The organism is Actinoplanes ianthinogenes (assembly GCF_018324205.1).
GTDB lineage: Bacteria > Actinomycetota > Actinomycetes > Mycobacteriales > Micromonosporaceae > Actinoplanes > Actinoplanes ianthinogenes.
In genome coordinates, this window is the sequence record NZ_AP023356.1 from 5,312,598 (window position 1) to 5,329,801 (window position 17,204).

The 17,204-nt window shown below is 72.2% G+C and carries 15 protein-coding genes; 13 read left to right on the forward strand and 2 right to left on the reverse strand.

All coding sequences use genetic code 11. The features are described from left to right. Positions 1-197 precede the first annotated feature (197 nt). Together Aiant_RS23985 and Aiant_RS23990 are read left to right on the forward strand one after the other, a co-directional pair. Positions 198-569 carry a tetratricopeptide repeat protein gene (locus tag Aiant_RS23985; protein ID WP_189329108.1) on the forward strand — a complete coding sequence of 124 codons (372 nt, stop codon included), beginning with the start codon at positions 198-200 and terminating at the stop codon, positions 567-569. Between the two features lie 10 nt (positions 570-579). After that, positions 580-864: a Smr/MutS family protein gene (locus Aiant_RS23990; RefSeq protein ID WP_189329109.1), complete on the forward strand. Its 285-nt coding sequence runs from the start codon at positions 580-582 to the stop codon at positions 862-864. A gap of 7 nt (positions 865-871) precedes the next feature. Here the strand turns inward: Aiant_RS23990 and Aiant_RS23995 are convergent, their stop codons facing one another. Beyond that, positions 872-3,232, reverse strand: coding sequence for a M28 family peptidase (locus tag Aiant_RS23995; protein ID WP_189329110.1), 2,361 nt, complete (start codon positions 3,230-3,232; stop codon positions 872-874). Between the two features lie 76 nt (positions 3,233-3,308). Between Aiant_RS23995 and Aiant_RS24000 the strand changes: the two genes are divergently transcribed. The 10 genes from Aiant_RS24000 (at position 3,309) to Aiant_RS24045 (ending at position 13,828) form a co-directional block, all read left to right on the forward strand. Beyond that, positions 3,309-3,641: a hypothetical protein gene (locus Aiant_RS24000; protein ID WP_189329111.1), complete on the forward strand. Its 333-nt coding sequence runs from the start codon at positions 3,309-3,311 to the stop codon at positions 3,639-3,641. A gap of 86 nt (positions 3,642-3,727) precedes the next feature. Next, positions 3,728-4,924, forward strand: coding sequence for a PP2C family protein-serine/threonine phosphatase (locus tag Aiant_RS24005; RefSeq protein WP_189329112.1), 1,197 nt, complete (start codon positions 3,728-3,730; stop codon positions 4,922-4,924). After that, complete coding sequence (locus Aiant_RS24010; RefSeq protein ID WP_189329113.1) at positions 4,921-6,522, forward strand: sensor histidine kinase; 1,602 nt, start codon at positions 4,921-4,923, stop codon at positions 6,520-6,522. Before Aiant_RS24005 ends, Aiant_RS24010 begins: the two co-directional genes overlap by 4 nt. Further along, on the forward strand, positions 6,519-6,971 hold the full coding sequence (locus Aiant_RS24015) for a response regulator (protein ID WP_189329114.1): 453 nt from the start codon (positions 6,519-6,521) through the stop codon (positions 6,969-6,971). Before Aiant_RS24010 ends, Aiant_RS24015 begins: the two co-directional genes overlap by 4 nt. After that, complete coding sequence (locus Aiant_RS24020; RefSeq protein WP_189329115.1) at positions 6,964-7,782, forward strand: inositol monophosphatase family protein; 819 nt, start codon at positions 6,964-6,966, stop codon at positions 7,780-7,782. The genes Aiant_RS24015 and Aiant_RS24020 overlap by 8 nt, the downstream gene beginning before the upstream one ends. Before the next feature lie 66 nt (positions 7,783-7,848). After that, entirely contained in the window at positions 7,849-8,622 is a 774-nt protein-coding gene (locus tag Aiant_RS24025; RefSeq protein WP_189329116.1) for an SDR family NAD(P)-dependent oxidoreductase, read from the forward strand. Between the two features lie 63 nt (positions 8,623-8,685). Beyond that, a complete protein-coding gene (locus Aiant_RS24030; RefSeq protein ID WP_189329117.1) occupies positions 8,686-9,696 on the forward strand; it encodes a coiled-coil domain-containing protein in 1,011 nt (336 codons plus the stop codon). A gap of 25 nt (positions 9,697-9,721) precedes the next feature. Further along, a complete protein-coding gene (locus Aiant_RS24035; protein ID WP_189329118.1) occupies positions 9,722-11,230 on the forward strand; it encodes a fused MFS/spermidine synthase in 1,509 nt (502 codons plus the stop codon). A gap of 81 nt (positions 11,231-11,311) precedes the next feature. Further along, the gene (locus tag Aiant_RS24040) at positions 11,312-13,066 is read left to right on the forward strand and encodes a serine/threonine-protein kinase (RefSeq protein ID WP_189329119.1); all 1,755 of its coding nucleotides are present in this window, start codon (positions 11,312-11,314) and stop codon (positions 13,064-13,066) included. 36 nt (positions 13,067-13,102) lie between these two features. Next, the gene (locus Aiant_RS24045; protein WP_189329120.1) at positions 13,103-13,828 is read left to right on the forward strand and encodes an SDR family NAD(P)-dependent oxidoreductase; all 726 of its coding nucleotides are present in this window, start codon (positions 13,103-13,105) and stop codon (positions 13,826-13,828) included. A gap of 314 nt (positions 13,829-14,142) precedes the next feature. On the opposite strand, the gene Aiant_RS24050 is transcribed toward Aiant_RS24045, so the two are convergent. Then, positions 14,143-14,541, reverse strand: coding sequence for a hypothetical protein (locus tag Aiant_RS24050; protein ID WP_189329121.1), 399 nt, complete (start codon positions 14,539-14,541; stop codon positions 14,143-14,145). A gap of 259 nt (positions 14,542-14,800) precedes the next feature. On the opposite strand from Aiant_RS24050, the gene Aiant_RS24055 reads away from it, so the two are divergent. Beyond that, positions 14,801-16,945, forward strand: a complete 2,145-nt coding sequence (locus Aiant_RS24055; protein WP_189329122.1) for a RecQ family ATP-dependent DNA helicase — start codon at positions 14,801-14,803, stop codon at positions 16,943-16,945. The last annotated feature ends 259 nt before the right edge of the window (positions 16,946-17,204 follow it).

Here is a 17,204-nt window from a genome sequence, read left to right on the forward strand (position 1 = left end):
CGTGCCGTCATTGTCTTCGGCAGAACAGCTGCGCTGGTTGAGCGCGAGCGCGTACTTCAGCCGCCGGAACACTCGCCGTCAGCCCGACGTTGTGCAAGCGTTGGTCATCGAGGTTTGTTCGCGGCCTGTCTTGAGCTTCGCCTCTCCACCGTCGCGAACGCACCTCGCCGTCGGGGCGCGAGCGTGGGGAGCTGCACGTGGATCTTCTCGAGGAGTACCGCAGGGCCACTTTCTTCTTCGAGTCCGGCGACCCGCTCGGCGCGGCCCGGCTGCTGGAGCCGATCGTCGAGGCGGAGCCGCAGAACGCCGCGGTCCGTCAGCTGCTCGCCCGGGCCTACTTCAACTCGGCCCAGCTGAACGGCGCGGAGACCCAGCTCAGAGCACTGATCGAGCATGATCCCTCGGATCACTACGCGCACCACGTGCTCGGCCGGACCCTGGAGCGGGCCGGCCGTTTCCGTGAGGCGTTGCCGCATCTGCGCCTGGCCGCCGCGATGAAGCAGCAGACCGACTACCAGGAGGCGTTGCGCCGCGTCGAGACCTGGCTCGGCAAGAACGAATCGGCTTAAGGTCTGTGCCATGAAGCTCAAGCTCGACCTGCACGACATCTTCAACAAGGGCCACGAGATCGACCGGGCCCTGCGGGGGATCATCGACGAGGCGATCCAGAAGAAGGCCGCCCTCGTCGAGATCATCCCGGGGAAGGGCAGCGGCGCGCTGAAGAAAAAGGTGATCCGCTTCCTCGACCAGAAGGAGATCAAGCAGCTGTATCACCGGATCGAGAAGGACGGCGACAACTGGGGACGGCTGTTCGTGCACTTCCGCCACGAGGCCCCGGCCGGCCGCCGCGGCCGGGGTCGGTAACGCCTCCCTAGAACTCGTACGTCTTGGCGACCGCGACCATCTCGCTGCTGTGCGAGCCGAGGACGCCGACGCCGGCCGGCCGGGCCTGGAAACCGGGCATCTCGGTGACGTTGTCACTGGCGTCCATCGCTCGCAGCTTCACCGGCCCGGTGCCGCGGACGGTCAGCGCGACCTCGACGCCCTCGGGCGGCGGGGCGTGGAAGATGAAGCCGAAACCCCATCCGCCGCCGGCCGCCTTGTCGACCGGGACCACCCTGCCGCCCACCGTCGCGGTGACCACCTGGTCCGCGGCGGACACGTGCAGGGTGACGAACCGGACCGCACGCTGCGGTTTCACCAGCAGGGTGAGGATCCGGTCGGCGCTGCCGGGGCTCTTGAGGTCGCTCGTCACGGTCACGTTCGGCGCGGGCAGGTCGGCGGCCTGAGCGGGGCCGGTCCGCAACTGCTCGTCGCCGAAGGCGGGCAGCGTCTCGGCCACCGGTTTCGGGTCGCCGGTGACGTAGTGCGAGGTCCACTCCTGGGTGCTCGCCTCGGTGCTCAGCCACTCGGCCCGGCCGGTGTCGGCGTCCAGCGCGTACATCAACTGGGTGAGGGACGGGTGCTCGGCGTCGAATCGGTCGGCCACCAGGCCGGCGGCGGTGCAGACCAGCACGGTCAGTGAGGCGACCAGGGTGGGCAGGGCGCCGCGACGGCGGGCGCGGGCCGCGGGCAGGCCCTGCACCGGCTCGCCGGACGGGTGGACCAGGTCGATCACCGGCAGCAGGGCGAGCAGGAGCAGCACGGTCAGGAACGCGCCGGCCGCGCCCATCCCCATGCCGAGCGCCGGGAACAGCATGATCACGGTGGGCAGCAGGATCACCACGGCGACCAGAGCGCCGGCGGTGATCGCGGCGGTGGCGGCCCAGTCGCGTACGAAAAGAGCCACCAGGGCGGCGAGCGCGCCGGCCAAGGCCGGCAGTGTCGCCAGGTAGGCGCCGCCCGGGGTGAGCGCGGCGAGCACCACGCCGAGCCCGGCGAGCCAGCCCAGGCCGGCGACCGCGAGGGCGGCCGCGCCCAGCCGGCGGCGCAGCAGGGCGAACCAGCAGACCACCACGGCCACGGCCAGGGCGATCACCGCGACCCGGTAGAAGCCCGGACGGTACGGGTCGATCGGCAGCGCGCCGTACTCCGGGCGGATCAGCGTGAGCACCGTCCAGAACAGCTGGGCCAGCACGGCCGAGACCACGATCGGGGCCAGGGTGAGCACGCCGGCGAGGGCCAGCCGCCGGCCGGTCAGCCGGCCCTGCCGCCGGGCCAGCCAGGCCAGCGCCACGACCGCGACGACGGCCAGCAGGGCGAGCGGCCAGATCAGCGCGCCCGGATATCGGACCAGCAGGCCCGGCACCGGGAAGTAGGTGGCGTCGCCGGTGTCCCGCAGCTGCGACTTCAGGTCCTCGCCGGCCAGCTCCCGGGCGACGGCCAGCGCGTTCGCCCCGTGGTGCTGGAGGCTGTCGCGGTCCATCGCCGACGGCAGGTCGGTGGGCGCGTGGTAGACCGCGGCGCCGTCGATGTACGCCGAGTTGAGCCCGGTGAACGCGGCGTCGCGGAACGCGGTGAAATCGGTGTCGTTCGGCAGGCGGCGGTAGATCTCCACGGCGAACGAGGTACCGACCGGGTACGGCGCGTGCGAATACGCCTCGACCAGCTTGGCGTTGCCCGGCGAGGTCTCGAACATGATCGCCGGGCCGGAGCTGCCGCGCGCCTCCAGGTTCAGCACGACGCCGCTGTCCCGGGCCAGCGGATGCTGCCGGACGAACGCCTCGGCGCCGCACAGACAGGCCTCCTCGGCGTCGGTGAGCACCAGCACCACGTCGTTACGCAGTTTCCCGCCGTTGGTCAGTGCGCGGGCGGTCTCCAGGATGGTGGCGGTGCCGGCCGCGTCGTCGTTGCCACCCGGGCCGGTCTGCGCCGAGTCGTAGTGCGCGACCAGGAAGACCCGGCCGGTCGAGGCGCTGCCCGGGATCACCGCCACCACGTTGCGGACCCGGGCCAGGCCGGTGCCGCCCGCGCTGGAGGACAGCTCGCCGCCCTGCACCGAGACCGTGTCCTGCACCTCCGGGCTCAGCCCCAGCCCGCGCAGGGTCTGCACGAGATAGTCCCGGACCTGGTCGTTGGCCGCGCTGCCGGCCGGGTGCGGCCGGGTGGCGATCGTCCGCACGTGCTCGAAGGCGCGCTCGGCGCTGAACTCCCCGGCCGGTGCCGAGACCGGCGCCGCCGCCGGCGGCAGGACGGAACGCACCGCGGCGAAGCCCGCCAGGGCCAGCACGGCGAGGACGGCCAGCGCGGCAAAACCACGCCGAGCCGGCCGGAGGAGAGCGGCGTCACGCATGGGTGACATCTAACAGCCGGGGTACGACATCCGGGTACCCGGTAGATCAATTGCAACGTGCAATAGCGTTGTCCGGGTGACAGCCTCGCTCGACCCGGCCGCCGTCATCGCGGAGTTCATCGACGCGGTGGCTCCTTACGACCCCGCGCCGGACGCCCCGCCGGTCGTCCTGCTCGGCCTGCGCACCGCGCACGGTGACCAGGTGTTTCCGATGAGTGATCACCTGATCCGGGCGATGTGCCGTGCCCTGGTGTCCTATCGCGATCCGGAGGACCGGGGCGAGTGCGTCGCCTGTGGCGGCCGCCACCTCGACGAGAACCTGCACTGCCGGGACTGCGGGCAGCTGCACGGCGTCCTCGGACAGGTGATCGCCGACCATCTGCGGCGGGCCGCCGAGGCCGGCGACTAGATCACGACGTGATGGCTTGTGTTGTGCCGTTGCGCCCGGTGGTACACGATTTCCGGGTCACCTCTGCGTCGAGTGGGGATTCTTAGATGATGGAGCGTTCGCTCGCACCCCGCACGTACGCGCTCAATCGGTTGGAGCGGCTGCGGATTCTGCTGGTCGAGGACGACGAGGGCGACGCCTTCCTGGTCCGTGAGCTGCTCAGCGAGACCGAGGCGCCGTTCGAGCTGACCGTCGCCAGCACCCTGCGCGAGGCCGGTGAGCTGGTCGCCGAGGCCGACTGCGTGCTGCTCGACCTGGGCCTGCCGGACGCCGAGGGCATCGACGGGCTGCGCAAGCTGCTGTCGCTCGCCGGCAGCGCCGCGGTCTGCGTGCTCACCGGCCGTTCCGACGAGCACCTCGGCGTCCAGGCGGTCGCCGAGGGCGCCCAGGACTACCTGGTCAAGGGCCAGGTCGACGGCGTCTGGCTGGTCCGCGCGCTGCGCTACGCGGTGGAGCGCAAACGCGCCGACGAGAACGCCCGCCGGCTGCGCGAGGTGGAGCTGCGCCAGGAGGAGTCGGCCCGGCTGGAACGCGGTCTGCTGCCCAAGCCGCTGATGCAGACCAGCGAGGTCCTGGTCGAGACGTTCTACCGCTCCGGCCGGGCGGCCGGCCTGCTCGGCGGCGACTTCTTCGACGTCGTGCAGGTCGGTGACGACCGGCTGCACCTGATCGTCGGCGACGTCTGCGGGCACGGCGTGGACGAGGCCGCGCTCGGCGTCGAGCTCCGGGTCGCCTGGCGGGCACTGATCCTCGCCGGGGTCCCCGAGGAGCAGGTGCTGGCGTCACTCGAACAGGTACTGATCACCGAGCGGCGGGCCCGGGAGGTGTTCGCCACGGTCGCCTCGGTGGTGATCGACCTGCCGGGCAACCGCGCGACGGTACGGCTGGCCGGGCACCCGCCGCCCGTGGTGCTCACCGAGGACCGGGCCGCGCCGGTGCACGCGCGTACCGGGATCGTGCTGGGGGTGCGTCCTACCCCGACACCCGCTACCGAGTTGGAGTTCGCCGGCGATGACTGGTCCCTGCTGATGTACACCGACGGCCTGATCGAGGGACGCACCGGCGCCGGCGACGAGCGCCTGGACGTCGACGGCCTCTGCAAGCTGCTGGACGAGCCGGACGCGCGCCAGGTCCCGCTGACCGGGCTGCCGGCCTGGCTGGTCGGCCGCGCGGACCAGAACAACGGCGGCCCGCTCACCGACGACGTGGCGATGCTGCTGATCTCCCGGGGGAGTGGGCGGTGAAGCGGCTCGACGTACGGTCGTGGACCCTGCGCGGCCGGATCGTCGCGCTCTGTGCGGTGGTCGCCCTGATCCTCACCTGCCTCGGCGTCTTCGCCGCGGTCACCGCGGCCGCGCACAACCGCCAGCTCGACGACGTGCTCGACCGGGCCAGCCCGATGCGCGCCGCCGGCGAGGCGCTGAGCACCGCCATGGTCGACCAGGAGACCGGCATCCGGGGCTACGCGATCACCGGGCAGGATTCCAACCTGGACCCGTACCGTAAAGGTCTGAAAGATCAGGGTGATCAGATCACCCGGATCGAGAGCCTGCTGCACCCCACCGACCGGGACATCCAGATCACGCTGGACGAGGTCAAGACCCGGATCGACGCCTGGCACCGGACGGTGGCCGAGCCGGTCATCGAGACCGTGCGGACCAAGGGCGTGCAGGCCGCGCAGGACCAGATCGAGGCCGGCAACACCACCCAGTTCGACGAGCTCCGCGCCGCGATCAACCGGATGCAGGACCACATCCTGCGGCTGCGGGCGGCCACCGCGAACGCCGCCAAGGGTTCCAGCCAGACCATGGTGGCCATCGAGATCGCCGCCGCCCTGATCGTCCTGCTGGCCGGTGTGTTCCTGCTGATCCTGCTGGACCGGCTGGTCAGCCGCCCGATCCTCGACCTGGCCGACCAGGTGCGGCAGGTGGCGGCCGGGGACTACCAGCGGCACATCGAGAGCGCGCACGGCTCGCCCGACCTGGTCGCGCTGGCCGCCGACATCGACGTGATGCGCCAGCAGATCGCCTCCGAGCTCACCGAGGTGCGGGAGGCGCGCCAGCAGGTCGAGTGGGTCAACCAGCAGTTGCAGAGCCAGGCCGAGGAACTCACCCGGTCGAACCGGGACCTGGAGCAGTTCGCCTACGTCGCCTCGCACGACCTCCAGGAGCCGCTGCGCAAGGTGGCGAGCTTCTGCCAGCTGCTCCAGCGGCGCTACGCCGGGCAGATGGACGAGCGCGCCGACCAGTACATCGGGTTCGCGGTGGACGGCGCGCAGCGGATGCAGCGGCTGATCAACGACCTGCTGGCGTTCTCCCGGATCGGTCGCCTCACCACCGGCTTCACCGACGTCGACCTGGACCGGGTGCTGGGCGAGGTGAAATCGCAGCTGGAGGCACGGGCCGGCGGGGAGGCCGAGATCACCTGGTCCGCGCTGCCCACAGTGGAGGGCGAGGAGCCGCTGCTCACCACGCTCTTCGTCAACCTGGTCGGCAACTCGCTCAAGTTCCGTCGCCCGGACGTCGTGCCCGAGGTGCGGATCACCGCCGAGCGGGACGGCAAGGAGTGGCGGATCAACGTGCGCGACAACGGCATCGGGATCGAGGCCGAGTTCGCCGACAAGGTCTTCGTGATCTTCCAGCGGCTGCACGCGCGGGACGCGTACGAGGGGACCGGCATCGGACTGGCGATCGTCAAGAAAATCGTCGAATACCATGGCGGACGGATCTGGCTGGACGTCGGCGTCGCCGAGGGGGCGTCGATCTGGTTCACGCTTCCGGTGCTGATCGGCGCCGACGAGCCGGACGAGGAGCGGGAGAGCCGAGAGGTGGTGGACGCGTGAGCATCGAGCGCGAGAGTGGCACGCCGATCGAGGTGTTGCTGGTCGAGGACGACCCGGGTGACGTCCTGATGACCCAGGAGGCGTTCGAGGAGCACAAGGTCCGCAACCGGCTGAACGTGGTCTCCGACGGTTCCGAGGCGCTGTCCTACCTGCGCCGCGAGGGGCAGTATGCGGACGCGGTCCGTCCCGACCTGATCCTGCTCGACCTCAACCTGCCCAAGCGGGACGGCCGCGAGGTGCTCGCCGAGATCAAGAAGGACGACGACCTGGGCCGGATCCCGGTCGTCGTGCTCACCACCTCGTCCGCCGACGAGGACATCCTGCGCAGCTACCAGCTGCACGCGAACGCGTACGTGACGAAGCCGGTGGATTTCGAGCGGTTCATCGCGGTGATCCGGCAGATCGACGAATTCTTCGTCAGCGTCGTGAAGTTGCCGCCGCGTGCTTGATCAAGTTTCCGACCTGATCCGGGAGGTCGCGCAGACCGTCGTGCTGCCCCGCTTCCGGCGGCTGGCGGCCGACGAGGTGCACCAGAAAGGCCCCGGTGACATGGTCACCATCGCCGACCAGGAGGCCGAGCGGGCGCTGGCCCGAGGCCTGACCGCGCTGCTGCCCGGGTCGTCCGTGGTCGGCGAGGAGGCGGTCGCGGCCGACCCCGCGGTGCGCGACCGGGTCGGTGCGGGCGGCGCGGTCTGGATCGTCGACCCGGTCGACGGCACCAACAACTTCGCCGCCGGGCGGACGCCGTTCTGCGTGATGGTCGCGCTGGTCCGTGACGGGGAGACGACCGCGTCCTGGATCCTCGACGTGGTCGAGGACCGGATGACCGTGGCCGAGGCCGGCGCCGGCGCCTTCCGGGACGGCGAGCGGGTCACCGCCCGGGCCGACAACCCCGGGCCGGGCGACCTGCACGGCGTGATCGCCAACCGGTACTTCCCGGGCGACATCCGGGCGCACGTCGACGCGCACGCGACCACGCTGGGCGGCTTCACCACCGGCCGGCACTGCGCCGGTTTCGAGTACCCGGCGATCGCCACCGACCTCCAGCAGTTCGCCATGTTCTGGCGGATCCTGCCGTGGGACCACGCGCCCGGCACGCTGATCGTCCGCGAGGCCGGCGGCGTGGCACGGCACCTGGACGGCGAGGACTACCGGCCGGCGCACCGGCGCAAGGGCCTGCTGGTCGCGGCGAACGAGGAGATCTGGAAGACCGTGCACACCACCCTCTTCCCGGACGGACCGCCCACGATCGAGGACTGATGCGTCATCCGTGTCCGATCTCACAGTGCGATCCGGCACGGTCACTCGGCGATCTACCGTGCGGGTATGACGTCGTACCTCGATGAGCTTTTCGGGTTGGCCGGCCGGACCGCGGTCGTGACCGGCGGCAGTTCCGGGATCGGCCGCGAGATCGCCCTGGGTCTGGGCCGTGCCGGAGCGCGCGTGGTGCTGGTCGCCCGGCGGCCCGATCCGCTCGCCGAGGTGGTCGCCGAGCTGGAGAAACACGGCGCCGAAGGCGGCGCGGTCAGCGCCGATCTGGCGGACCGCGCGGCGGTCCGGGGTGCGATCACCGAGATCACTTCCCGGTACGGCGAGCCGGACATCCTGGTCAACTCGGCCGGGGTGAACCTGCGCCCGCCACTCGATGAGCTCACCGACGACGTCTGGGACCTCACCCTGGCGGCGAACCTGACCGCCCCGTTCCTGCTCGGGCAGGCGTTCGGGCCGGGGATGGCCCGGCGCGGCTGGGGCCGGATCATCAACCTGGTCTCCCAGCAGGCGTTCCGCGCCTACGGCAACAGCGGCGCCTACGGAGCGGCCAAGGCCGGCCTGGTCGGGCTGACCCGGTCGCAGGCCGAGGCCTGGTCGTCGCACGGTGTCTGCTGCAACGCGGTCGCGCCCGGGGTGGTGCACACGCCGCTCACCGAGGCGGTCTTCGCCGATCCCACGAAAGTGGCCGCGCACGCCGCTCGTGCCATGATCGGCCGGAACGGCCTGCCTGAGGATTTCGTCGGTTGTGCCGTTTTTCTGGCGAGTGCGGCGAGTCAAGCGGTAACCGGTCAGACACTCTTCGTCGACGGTGGATATTCGGCGACCTGATCGATCTCCCTTTCTCCAGGTCCGGCACGGTAAAGTACCCGCGCTCCCGACTTGGAGGTTTTCGTGGCGGCCCTCTCCCCGCGCCGGTGCACCGCCCTGCTCGCTCTCCTCGTTGCCGCGCTCACGGCGATCCTCGTCGTGCCCGGCACCCCGGCGCTCGCCGCCGACCCGGAGGGCGGGTCGAAGAAGCTGCGGGCCAACCTGGAGGCCGCCGCCAAGGGATACGACCAGGCGAAGACCAAGCTCGCCGCGTCCAAGAAGCGGCAGGTCCAGCTGGCCGCCACGCTCAAGAGCGCGCAGGGGCGGTCCGACCTGCTCACCAAGCGGGTCTCCGCGGTGGCCAACCGGTCGTACCAGATGGGCCGGATCAGCACCGTGATGCTGCTGCTCAACAGCAGCTCGCCGGACAAGTTCGTGGAGCGGGTGCAGGGCCTGGACATGCTCGCGCAGGTGGACAGCAGCACCCTCGCCGACTACCGGACCGACATCGAGACCATCCGGAAGGCGCAGACCGCGCTGACCGCCGAGATCACCGAGCAGCAGCGCCAGGTCACCGTGATGGAGCGGAAGAAGAAGCAGGCCGAGCTCGCGCTCGCGGAGGTCGGTGGTGGGTCGGCCGGCGGCTTCATCGACGCGAACTCGCCGGCCGCCGCCCCGGCGCCGCGCAACTCGGACGGGTCGTGGCCCAAGGAGTCCTGCTCGATCAAGGACCCGACGTCGAGCGGGTGCCTGACGCCGCGGACGCTGCACGCGTACCAGGAGGCGCGGTCGGACGGGTTCACCCACTACACGGTCTGCTGGAGCCAGCGGTCGTCGGGTGAGCACCCGAAGGGGCGGGCCTGCGACTTCTCGGCGAACGCGAGCACGTTCAAGACGTCGGCGGCGACCGGGAGCGACAAGGCGTACGGCGACCGGCTGGCCGCCTACTTCGTGAAGAACGCCGACAAGCTCGGCGTGATGTACGTGATCTGGTACCGGCAGATCTGGATGCCGAGCACCGGCTGGCGGGCGTACAGCGCGACCGGTGACGCGGCGGCGGTGCACACGAACCACGTACACCTCTCCATGCTCTGACCCGATGGCCGGATAGCATCCGGCGATGGAGACCGCGCCGCCCCGCGCCCTGCCGTCGGCCCTGGCCAGTGCGCTGGCCTTCGGCGCGAGCGGCGCCGTCCTGGTCCTGGAGATCGTCGCGCTGCGCCTGGTCGGGCCGTACGTCGGGGTGACCCTCCAGGTCAGCAGCTCGGTGATCGGCATCTCGCTGGCCGCGATCGCCTACGGCGCCTGGCTGGGCGGCCGCCTCGCCGACCGGTACGACCCCCGGATGCTGCTCGCCCCGGCCCTGATCCTCGGTGCGATCGGCGCCGCGGTCACCCTGCCGCTGGTCCGCTGGGGCGGTGAGCTGCTGCGCGGCGGTGCCGCCCCGGCCGTGCTCCTGCTCGCCGCGCTGGCCGTGTTCCTGCCCGCCTTCGTCCTCTCCGCGATCCCGCCGATGGTGGTGAAACTCCAGCTCAGCAGCCTGCGGGAGGCCGGCACCGTGGTCGGCCGGCTGTCCAGCGTCGGCACCCTGGGCGCGATCACCGCGACGCTGGGCACCGGGTTCGTCCTCATCGCGGCGATGCCGAGCAGCGCGATCGTGCTGAGCTTGGCGGTGCTGCTGGCGCTCGGCGGGCTCACCCTCGGCTGGTGGCTGCGGCGCGACGAGACCCACCCGGAGCTGCCCGGCTCGCCGCGGTTCCGGGCCCTGCTGGCCACGATCGGGCTGCTCGGGGCCGGGATGGGCGCGATCTCGCCGACGCCCTGCGACATCGAGACGGCTTATCACTGCGCCCGGGTGGAGGCGGACCCGGACCGTCCCGGCGGCCGCCTGCTGCTGCTCAACTCGGCCCCGCACTCGTACGTCGACCTCGACGACCCTCGCCACCTGGAGTTCGAGTACGTCCAGTGGATCGGCGCGGTCGCCGACGTGCTCCGCCCGGCCGGCGCCCCGATCGACGCCCTGCACATCGGTGGTGGCGGCTTCACCGTGCCGAACTACCTGCGCGCCACCCGCCCCGGCAGCGACCAGCTGGTCCTCGAGCTCGACGGTGAGCTGGTCGAGCTGGACAGACGCGAACTCGGCCTGGTCACCGGCCCCGACCTGCGGGTCCGGGTGGGCGACGCCCGGGTCGGCCTGACCGAGCGCCCCGCGGCGGGTTACGACCTGGTGGTCGGCGACGCCTTCGGCCACCAGGTGGTGCCCTGGCACCTGGCCACCCGGGAGATGGCCGCCGAGATCTCGCGCACCCTGCGGGACGACGGCGTCTACGCCCAGAACGTGATCGACTACCCGCCGGACCGGTTCATCCCGACCGAGGTGGCGACCGTCATGGCCGTCTTCCCGCACGTCGCGCTGATCGCCCCGGCGGACGCCCTGGCCGGCGAGGCCGGCTCCAACTTCGTCATCGTGGCTTCGCGCCGCCCGCTGCCGCTGGCGGCGCTCATCGCCCGGCTGGCCCGGATCGAGAAGCCGGTCGAGGTACTCACCGGCGACGAGCTCGCCCGGTACGTCGGCAGCGCCCGGGTGCTGACCGACGACTACGCGCCGACGGACCAACTTTTGGGGTGATTCGGGCAGTCTGGGGAGCGATTCGCGACGGGTTTTGGTGTGCGCCATCGGAGCGTGAGCTGATCGGGCGAGAATCGGCGCATGGGGCGTACGGAGCGAAACGGTCATGTGGGATCGCTTCGTATCGCCGGGCGTTATCGCCTCGTCGAGAAGCTCGGCACCGGTGGCATGTCCGTGGTCTGGCGTGGTTACGACGAGACGCTGGGCCGTGAGGTCGCGGTCAAGGTGCTCTCCTCGCAGCTGGCCGAGGACCGCACGTTCCGGGACCGGCTCCGGCAGGAGGCGCTGGCCGCCGCCCGGCTCTGCCACCCGCACATCACCGGCGTCTACGACTTCGGTGAGGCGCTGCTCACCGACCAGCGGCTGACCGTCCCCTACGTGGTGATGGAGCTGAACGACGGCGAGTCGGTCGGCGCCCGGATCGGCCGGCAGGGCTCGCTGGACTGGCGCGAGGCCGTGATGGTCTGCGCCGAGGTCGCCTCGGCGCTCGCCACCGCACACGCCCGCGGCGTCGTGCACCGGGACGTCACCCCGGCCAACGTGATGCTCACCGGCTCCGGCGCCAAGGTGGTCGACTTCGGCATCTCGGCGGTGGTCGGCCAGCGGGACGCCGGCCCGGACGGCAGCCTGCTCGGCACCCCCGCCTATCTGGCCCCGGAACGGCTCGCCGGCGCCCAGGTCTCCGCGGCCACCGACGTGTACGCCCTCGGCCTCCTGCTCTACCGCGCCCTCACCGGCCGGATGCCGTGGCCCGCCGAGAGCACCGCCGAGGCCCTGCGCGCCCACCTGTACGCCGACCCCGACCCGGTCCCGGACCTCCCCGGCATGCCGCCCGCCGTCGCCGACCTGTGCCTGCGCTGCCTCGCCAAGGACCCGGCCGACCGCCCGCCCTCGGCTGAACTCGCCCGCGCCCTGGCCGCCACCGTCGGGGTCCGCCCGATCATCCCGCCGCTGCGTCCGGGCGAGCTGTCCACAGTTCCGGCCGTCCCGGCCGCCCGGGGCGTGGCCCCCGCACCCGCCGACGGCAAGGGCCGCCTCGGCGGCACCCAGGTCCTCAAGCTGCGACTCCGCGCCGGCCTGCGGATCGGCGCCCTGCTCCGGCTGGGCCGGGTGCGGCCGCTGGGCGGCGGCGTCTTCGTCGGCTCCCGGCCGCGCCGCAACCGCCCGGCGGCGGCACGGAACCGGCTGTCGGCGGTCGCCGCCCTGGCCAGCGTGGTCCTGCTGGCCGGCAGCGCACTCAGCTGGTCGGCCCGGCGGGAGGCCGCCGACGCCGGCCGCTCCAGCGCCTCGGCCGCCGGTCCCGCCTCGGGCGGCGGCGCGGTGCAACGGGTCCGCTGCGCCGTCCGTTACCAGGTAAGGCGCGACTCGGGCGGCACCTTCGAGGCGCGACTGACCGTGCAGACGACCGGCGGCACGAACGGCTGGCGCGTCGACTTCTCCTTCCCCGGCGGTCAGCGGCTGGCCGGCACGCCGAAGTCGGTCGCCCAGCGCGGCCGGCACGTCATGATCCATGGCCAGGGCCGGAGCCGGGTGGTCACGCTGCGCGGCGGCTACCGGGAGCGCAACCCGCTGCCGCTCTCGTTCGCCATGAACGGGCACCCGTGCCGGGCCGAGGTGCTCGGCAGCGTCAGCGAACCGGCCCCGGTCGCGGACGACTCGGTGAGCGCGGCCTCGGCCGAGGACCGCCCCGGCCCCGAGGAGACCATCCGCAAACGCAAGCGCCCGTCGTCGCGGCCCGGCACCGGCTCCCGCAAGCCGCAGCCGCCACCGCCACCGGCCGGCCGCTCGCAACCGCCCCCGGCCAAACGCGGCGGTGGCTTCTCTCTCGCTCTCTGATCAAAGGGGTCAGGTCGCGCGGATAGGGTCGACTCCATGACAAGACTGGCAGTGGTCACCGGTGGTGGCACCGGAATCGGCCGGGCGACGGCCGGCATGCTCGCGGGCGAGGGTTACGACGTGATCATCGTGGGGCGGCGTCCCGAGGTGCTCGCGGACGCGGTGAAATGGATCGGCCCGCAGGCCTCGGCGATCACCGCGGACGCCGCCGACCCGGCACAGATCCCCGCGGTGGTCGACGCGATCGCCGGCCGCGCGGTGGACGTCCTGGTCAACAACGCCGGCGCGTTCATCGGCGGCGACGAGGACAGCCTCGACGCGGTCGCCGCGCGCTGGCGGGCGAACCTCGACTCCAACGTGCTCACCGCCGTGCTGATGACCACGGCGCTGCTGCCGCTGCTCCGCCGCCCGGGCGGCAAAATCATCCTGACCAGCTCGATCGCGGCCCAGCGGGGCGGCGGCGGGCCCTACTCCGCGGCCAAGGCCGCCCTGCACGGGTACGTGCTGGACCTCGCCACCAAGCTTGGCGCCGAGGGCATCACGGCCAACGTGATCTCGCCCGGATACATCACCGACAGCGAGTTCTTCGACGGCCGGATGACCGCGGAAGGGCACGCCTCGCGGGTCGACGCGTCGCTGCTGAAGCGGGCCGGCGAGCCGTCGGACATCGCCGAGGCGGTGCGCTGGCTGACCGGTCCGGGCGGCGGCTTCGTCACCGGTCAGATCATCAACGTCAACGGCGGGACCGTCCTGGGTCGCTGAATCCATTTTCGGTACGCGTAAAGCCCCTGCCCGTGGTACCCGGTGGCCGGATCACCCGGCCGCCGGGCCGGGCGGTCGCGGTCAGTGGCTTCCGCCGGGTCGGGCCGTCCCGCTCATCGGTGGCCGGGTGCGCGTCACGGGCGGCCGGTCCCGGTCATTGGCGGCCGGGTTTCGTCTTTGGCGGCCGGTTTCCGTCTTTGGCCGCCGGTTCCCGTCTTTGGCGGCCGGTTTCCGTCTTTGGCCGCCGGTTCCCGTCTTTGGCGGCCGGTTTCCGTCTTTGGCCGCCGGTTCCCGTCTTTGGCCGCCGGTTCCCGTCATTGGCCGCCGCCGGTGAACCGGCCCTCGTCCGGCCGGTTCGGCCGGAACCGCAGGCCGGACCAGCGCTCGTCGATCGCCACCTGCCCGCACGGCCGCATGTCGAAATCGGCCACGATGGGCCAGAGGGTGTCCCGGTTGATGTCCGCCTTATTGCCCTTCGGATAGGCGATCCAGAACGCGCCCGGCTTGTCGAGGTCGGCCCGGTGCTCGGTGAGCTGCTCCCGCACACTGGCGGCGTCCTCGGCGAAGAGCACAGCGGTGCCGGCCGCGGCCAGCGTCCCGGTCTCGCGCACGCCCTCCGGCATCGGCGTGAGCAGCGGCAGGCGAGCCGGTTGGTTGAGCCAGACGGTGGAGTTCGGCTTGATCAACAGCTTCTCGGCGATCGTTTTGCTCATGTGCTGAGACTTCCATTCAGGGGTGGGTCCGGGTCGGGTTTGCGCCGAAGCCAGCCGCCCGGCGGCCGCCTGGTGGCGGACGAGCCCCGTCGCCCCGGGCGCCCGGCCGGTGTGCTGCCCGCATGGCTTCCTCCTGCCGCTGGACTTCGGATGCCCACGCAGCTTGGCCCAGATCTCGTGAACTCGCATCCGAGCCTGTGGACAACGGCGGAATGTGGATAACTCCGGTTCTGTCGGTGGGGGCTGGTAGACATGCCGGGTGACCGAGACGACGCGAAACACGGCCGGAGCGGCTGAGCGGGCGAGTGTGCGGGAGCGCGCCGAGGAGGTGCTGCGCCGGCTCGCCGGCGAGCACGCGAGACTGCGTGAGGATCAGTGGCGCGCCATCGAGGCGCTCACCGTGGACCGCCGGCGGGTGCTCTGCGTGCAGCGCACCGGCTGGGGCAAGTCGGCGGTCTACTTCGTGGCCACCGCCCTGCTGCGGGCCGCCGGCTCCACCGGCCCCACGGTGATCGTGTCCCCGCTGCTCGCCCTGATGCGTAACCAGGTGGACGCGGCCGCCCGGGCCGGCATCCGCGCCCGCACCATCAACTCGGCAAATCTCGAGGAGTGGTCCGAGATCGAGCAGGAGGTCCGGGCCGGCACGGTCGACGTGCTGCTGATCAGCCCCGAGCGGCTGAACAACCCCGACTTCCGCGACAACGTGCTTCCCGGCCTGGCGCACAGCACCGGCCTGCTGGTGGTCGACGAGGCGCACTGTGTCTCGGACTGGGGTCACGACTTCCGGCCGGATTATCGGCGACTGCGGACCTTCCTCGGTGGACTCCCGGCCAGCACCCCGGTGCTCGCCACCACCGCGACCGCCAACGCGCGGGTCACCGCCGACGTCGCCGACCAGCTCGGCGACGCCCTGGTGCTGCGCGGCCCGCTGGACCGTGACTCGCTGCGCCTCGCGGTGCTCCGGCTACCCGACCCGGCGCACCGGCTGGCCTGGCTCGCCGACCACCTCGAGCGGCTGCCCGGCTCCGGCATCGTCTACACACTGACCGTCGCCGGCGCGACCGAGGCGGCTGACTTCCTGCGCTCCCGCGGGTTCGCCGTCGCGACCTACACCGGCAAGGTCGAGGACGCCGAGCGCCGAGCCGCCGAGCAGGACCTGCTGGACAACAAGATCAAGGCGCTGGTGGCCACCTCCGCGCTCGGCATGGGCTTCGACAAGCCGGATCTCGGCTTCGTCGTCCACCTGGGCGCGCCGAATTCACCGATCGCCTATTACCAGCAGGTCGGCCGGGCCGGCCGGGCCGTCGAGCACGCCGAGGTGGTGCTGCTGCCCGGCCCGGAGGACGCGGCGATCTGGCGTTATTTCGCCTCGCTCGCCTTCCCGCCGGAGGAGCAGGTGCGGGCGGTGCTGACCCAGCTCTCCGCCGAGCGGCCGCTGTCCACCCAGGCCCTGGAGCCGCTCGTCGACCTGCGTCGCAACCGGTTGGAGCTGCTGCTCAAGGTGCTCGACGTGGACGGCGCGGTGCGTCGCACGCGCGGCGGCTGGCTCGCCACCGGCGAGCCGTGGACCTATGACACCGCCCGGTTGCGGCGCGTCGCCGAGGCCCGCGACACCGAGCAGCAAACCATGCTTGAGTACGCAGTGACCCCCACCTGCCGGATGGAGTTCCTCCGCCGGTGTCTCGACGACCCGGAGGCGGCGCCCTGCGGCCGGTGTGACAACTGCGCCGGCCCGCTCTTCGACGCCGACGTGTCGTCCGGTTCGCTGGCCGCCGCCGAGGCGTTCCTCGGCCGGCCCGGCGTGGAGGTCGCGCCGAAAAAGATGTGGCCCACCGGCATGGCCGCCGTCGGCATCTCGCTGAAAGGCAAGATCGGCCCCGCCGAGCAGATCGAGCCCGGCCGGGCCGTCGGCCGCCTCTCCGACCTGGGCTGGGGCGCGCGCCTGCGCGGCGTGGTCGGCCCGGACGCGCCGGACGCGCCGATCCCGGCCGAGCTGGCCGCCGCGGTTGTCGAGGTTCTCAAGGCCTGGGCCCGGGGCGACGACGCCTGGTCCCAGCGCCCGGCCGGCGTCGTCGCCATCGGCTCCCGCCGTCATCCACAGCTTGTCCACAGCCTCGCCGACCACATCGCAACGATCGGCCGCCTGCCGTTACTCGGCAGCCTGCCCTCGACCCGCTCCGGGGCGGACACCTTCCGGGGCAACAGCGCCCAACGGGTCCGCGCCCTGCACGACGCCTTCCCGGTCCCGCCCGACCTGGCCGCCGCCGTGTCCGCTCACCCCGGCCCGCTGCTCCTGGTCGACGACCTGGTCGACTCCGGCTGGACGATGACCCTGGCGGGCCGAGTCCTCCGCAGGTCCGGGGCCGACGCCGTCCTCCCGCTCGCCCTCGCGGTGGCCGGCTGACCAAAGACCCGCCCACCCAGCCCCGCCCCACGGTCGGCTCGTCCCACGGTCGGCTCGTTCTGCGGTCGGCTCGTTCTGCCGTCCGCTCGTCCCGTGGTCCGTTTGTCACGGGCAGGCGCCTCGTTGCCCATGATCCGCTGGTCACGGGCGGTGTGCTTATCGCCCCCGGTCGTTTGTCGCGCGCGGTGCACCCGCCGCCGGAGGTCCGGTCGGCGCGGCGCGGTGGGCCGGCAGCCGGAGGTGCGCTCCTCGTGCGCGG

Coding starts and splice junctions, on each gene's coding strand:
- Aiant_RS23990 (WP_189329109.1), top strand. CDS start 580: ATGAAGCTCAAGCTCGACCTGCACGACATCTTCAACAAGGGCCACGAG.
- Aiant_RS23995 (WP_189329110.1), bottom strand. CDS start 3,232: ATGCGTGACGCCGCTCTCCTCCGGCCGGCTCGGCGTGGTTTTGCCGCG.
- Aiant_RS24005 (WP_189329112.1), top strand. CDS start 3,728: ATGATGGAGCGTTCGCTCGCACCCCGCACGTACGCGCTCAATCGGTTG.
- Aiant_RS24025 (WP_189329116.1), top strand. CDS start 7,849: ATGACGTCGTACCTCGATGAGCTTTTCGGGTTGGCCGGCCGGACCGCG.
- Aiant_RS24035 (WP_189329118.1), top strand. CDS start 9,722: ATGGAGACCGCGCCGCCCCGCGCCCTGCCGTCGGCCCTGGCCAGTGCG.
- Aiant_RS24040 (WP_189329119.1), top strand. CDS start 11,312: ATGGGGCGTACGGAGCGAAACGGTCATGTGGGATCGCTTCGTATCGCC.
- Aiant_RS24045 (WP_189329120.1), top strand. CDS start 13,103: ATGACAAGACTGGCAGTGGTCACCGGTGGTGGCACCGGAATCGGCCGG.
- Aiant_RS24050 (WP_189329121.1), bottom strand. CDS start 14,541: ATGAGCAAAACGATCGCCGAGAAGCTGTTGATCAAGCCGAACTCCACC.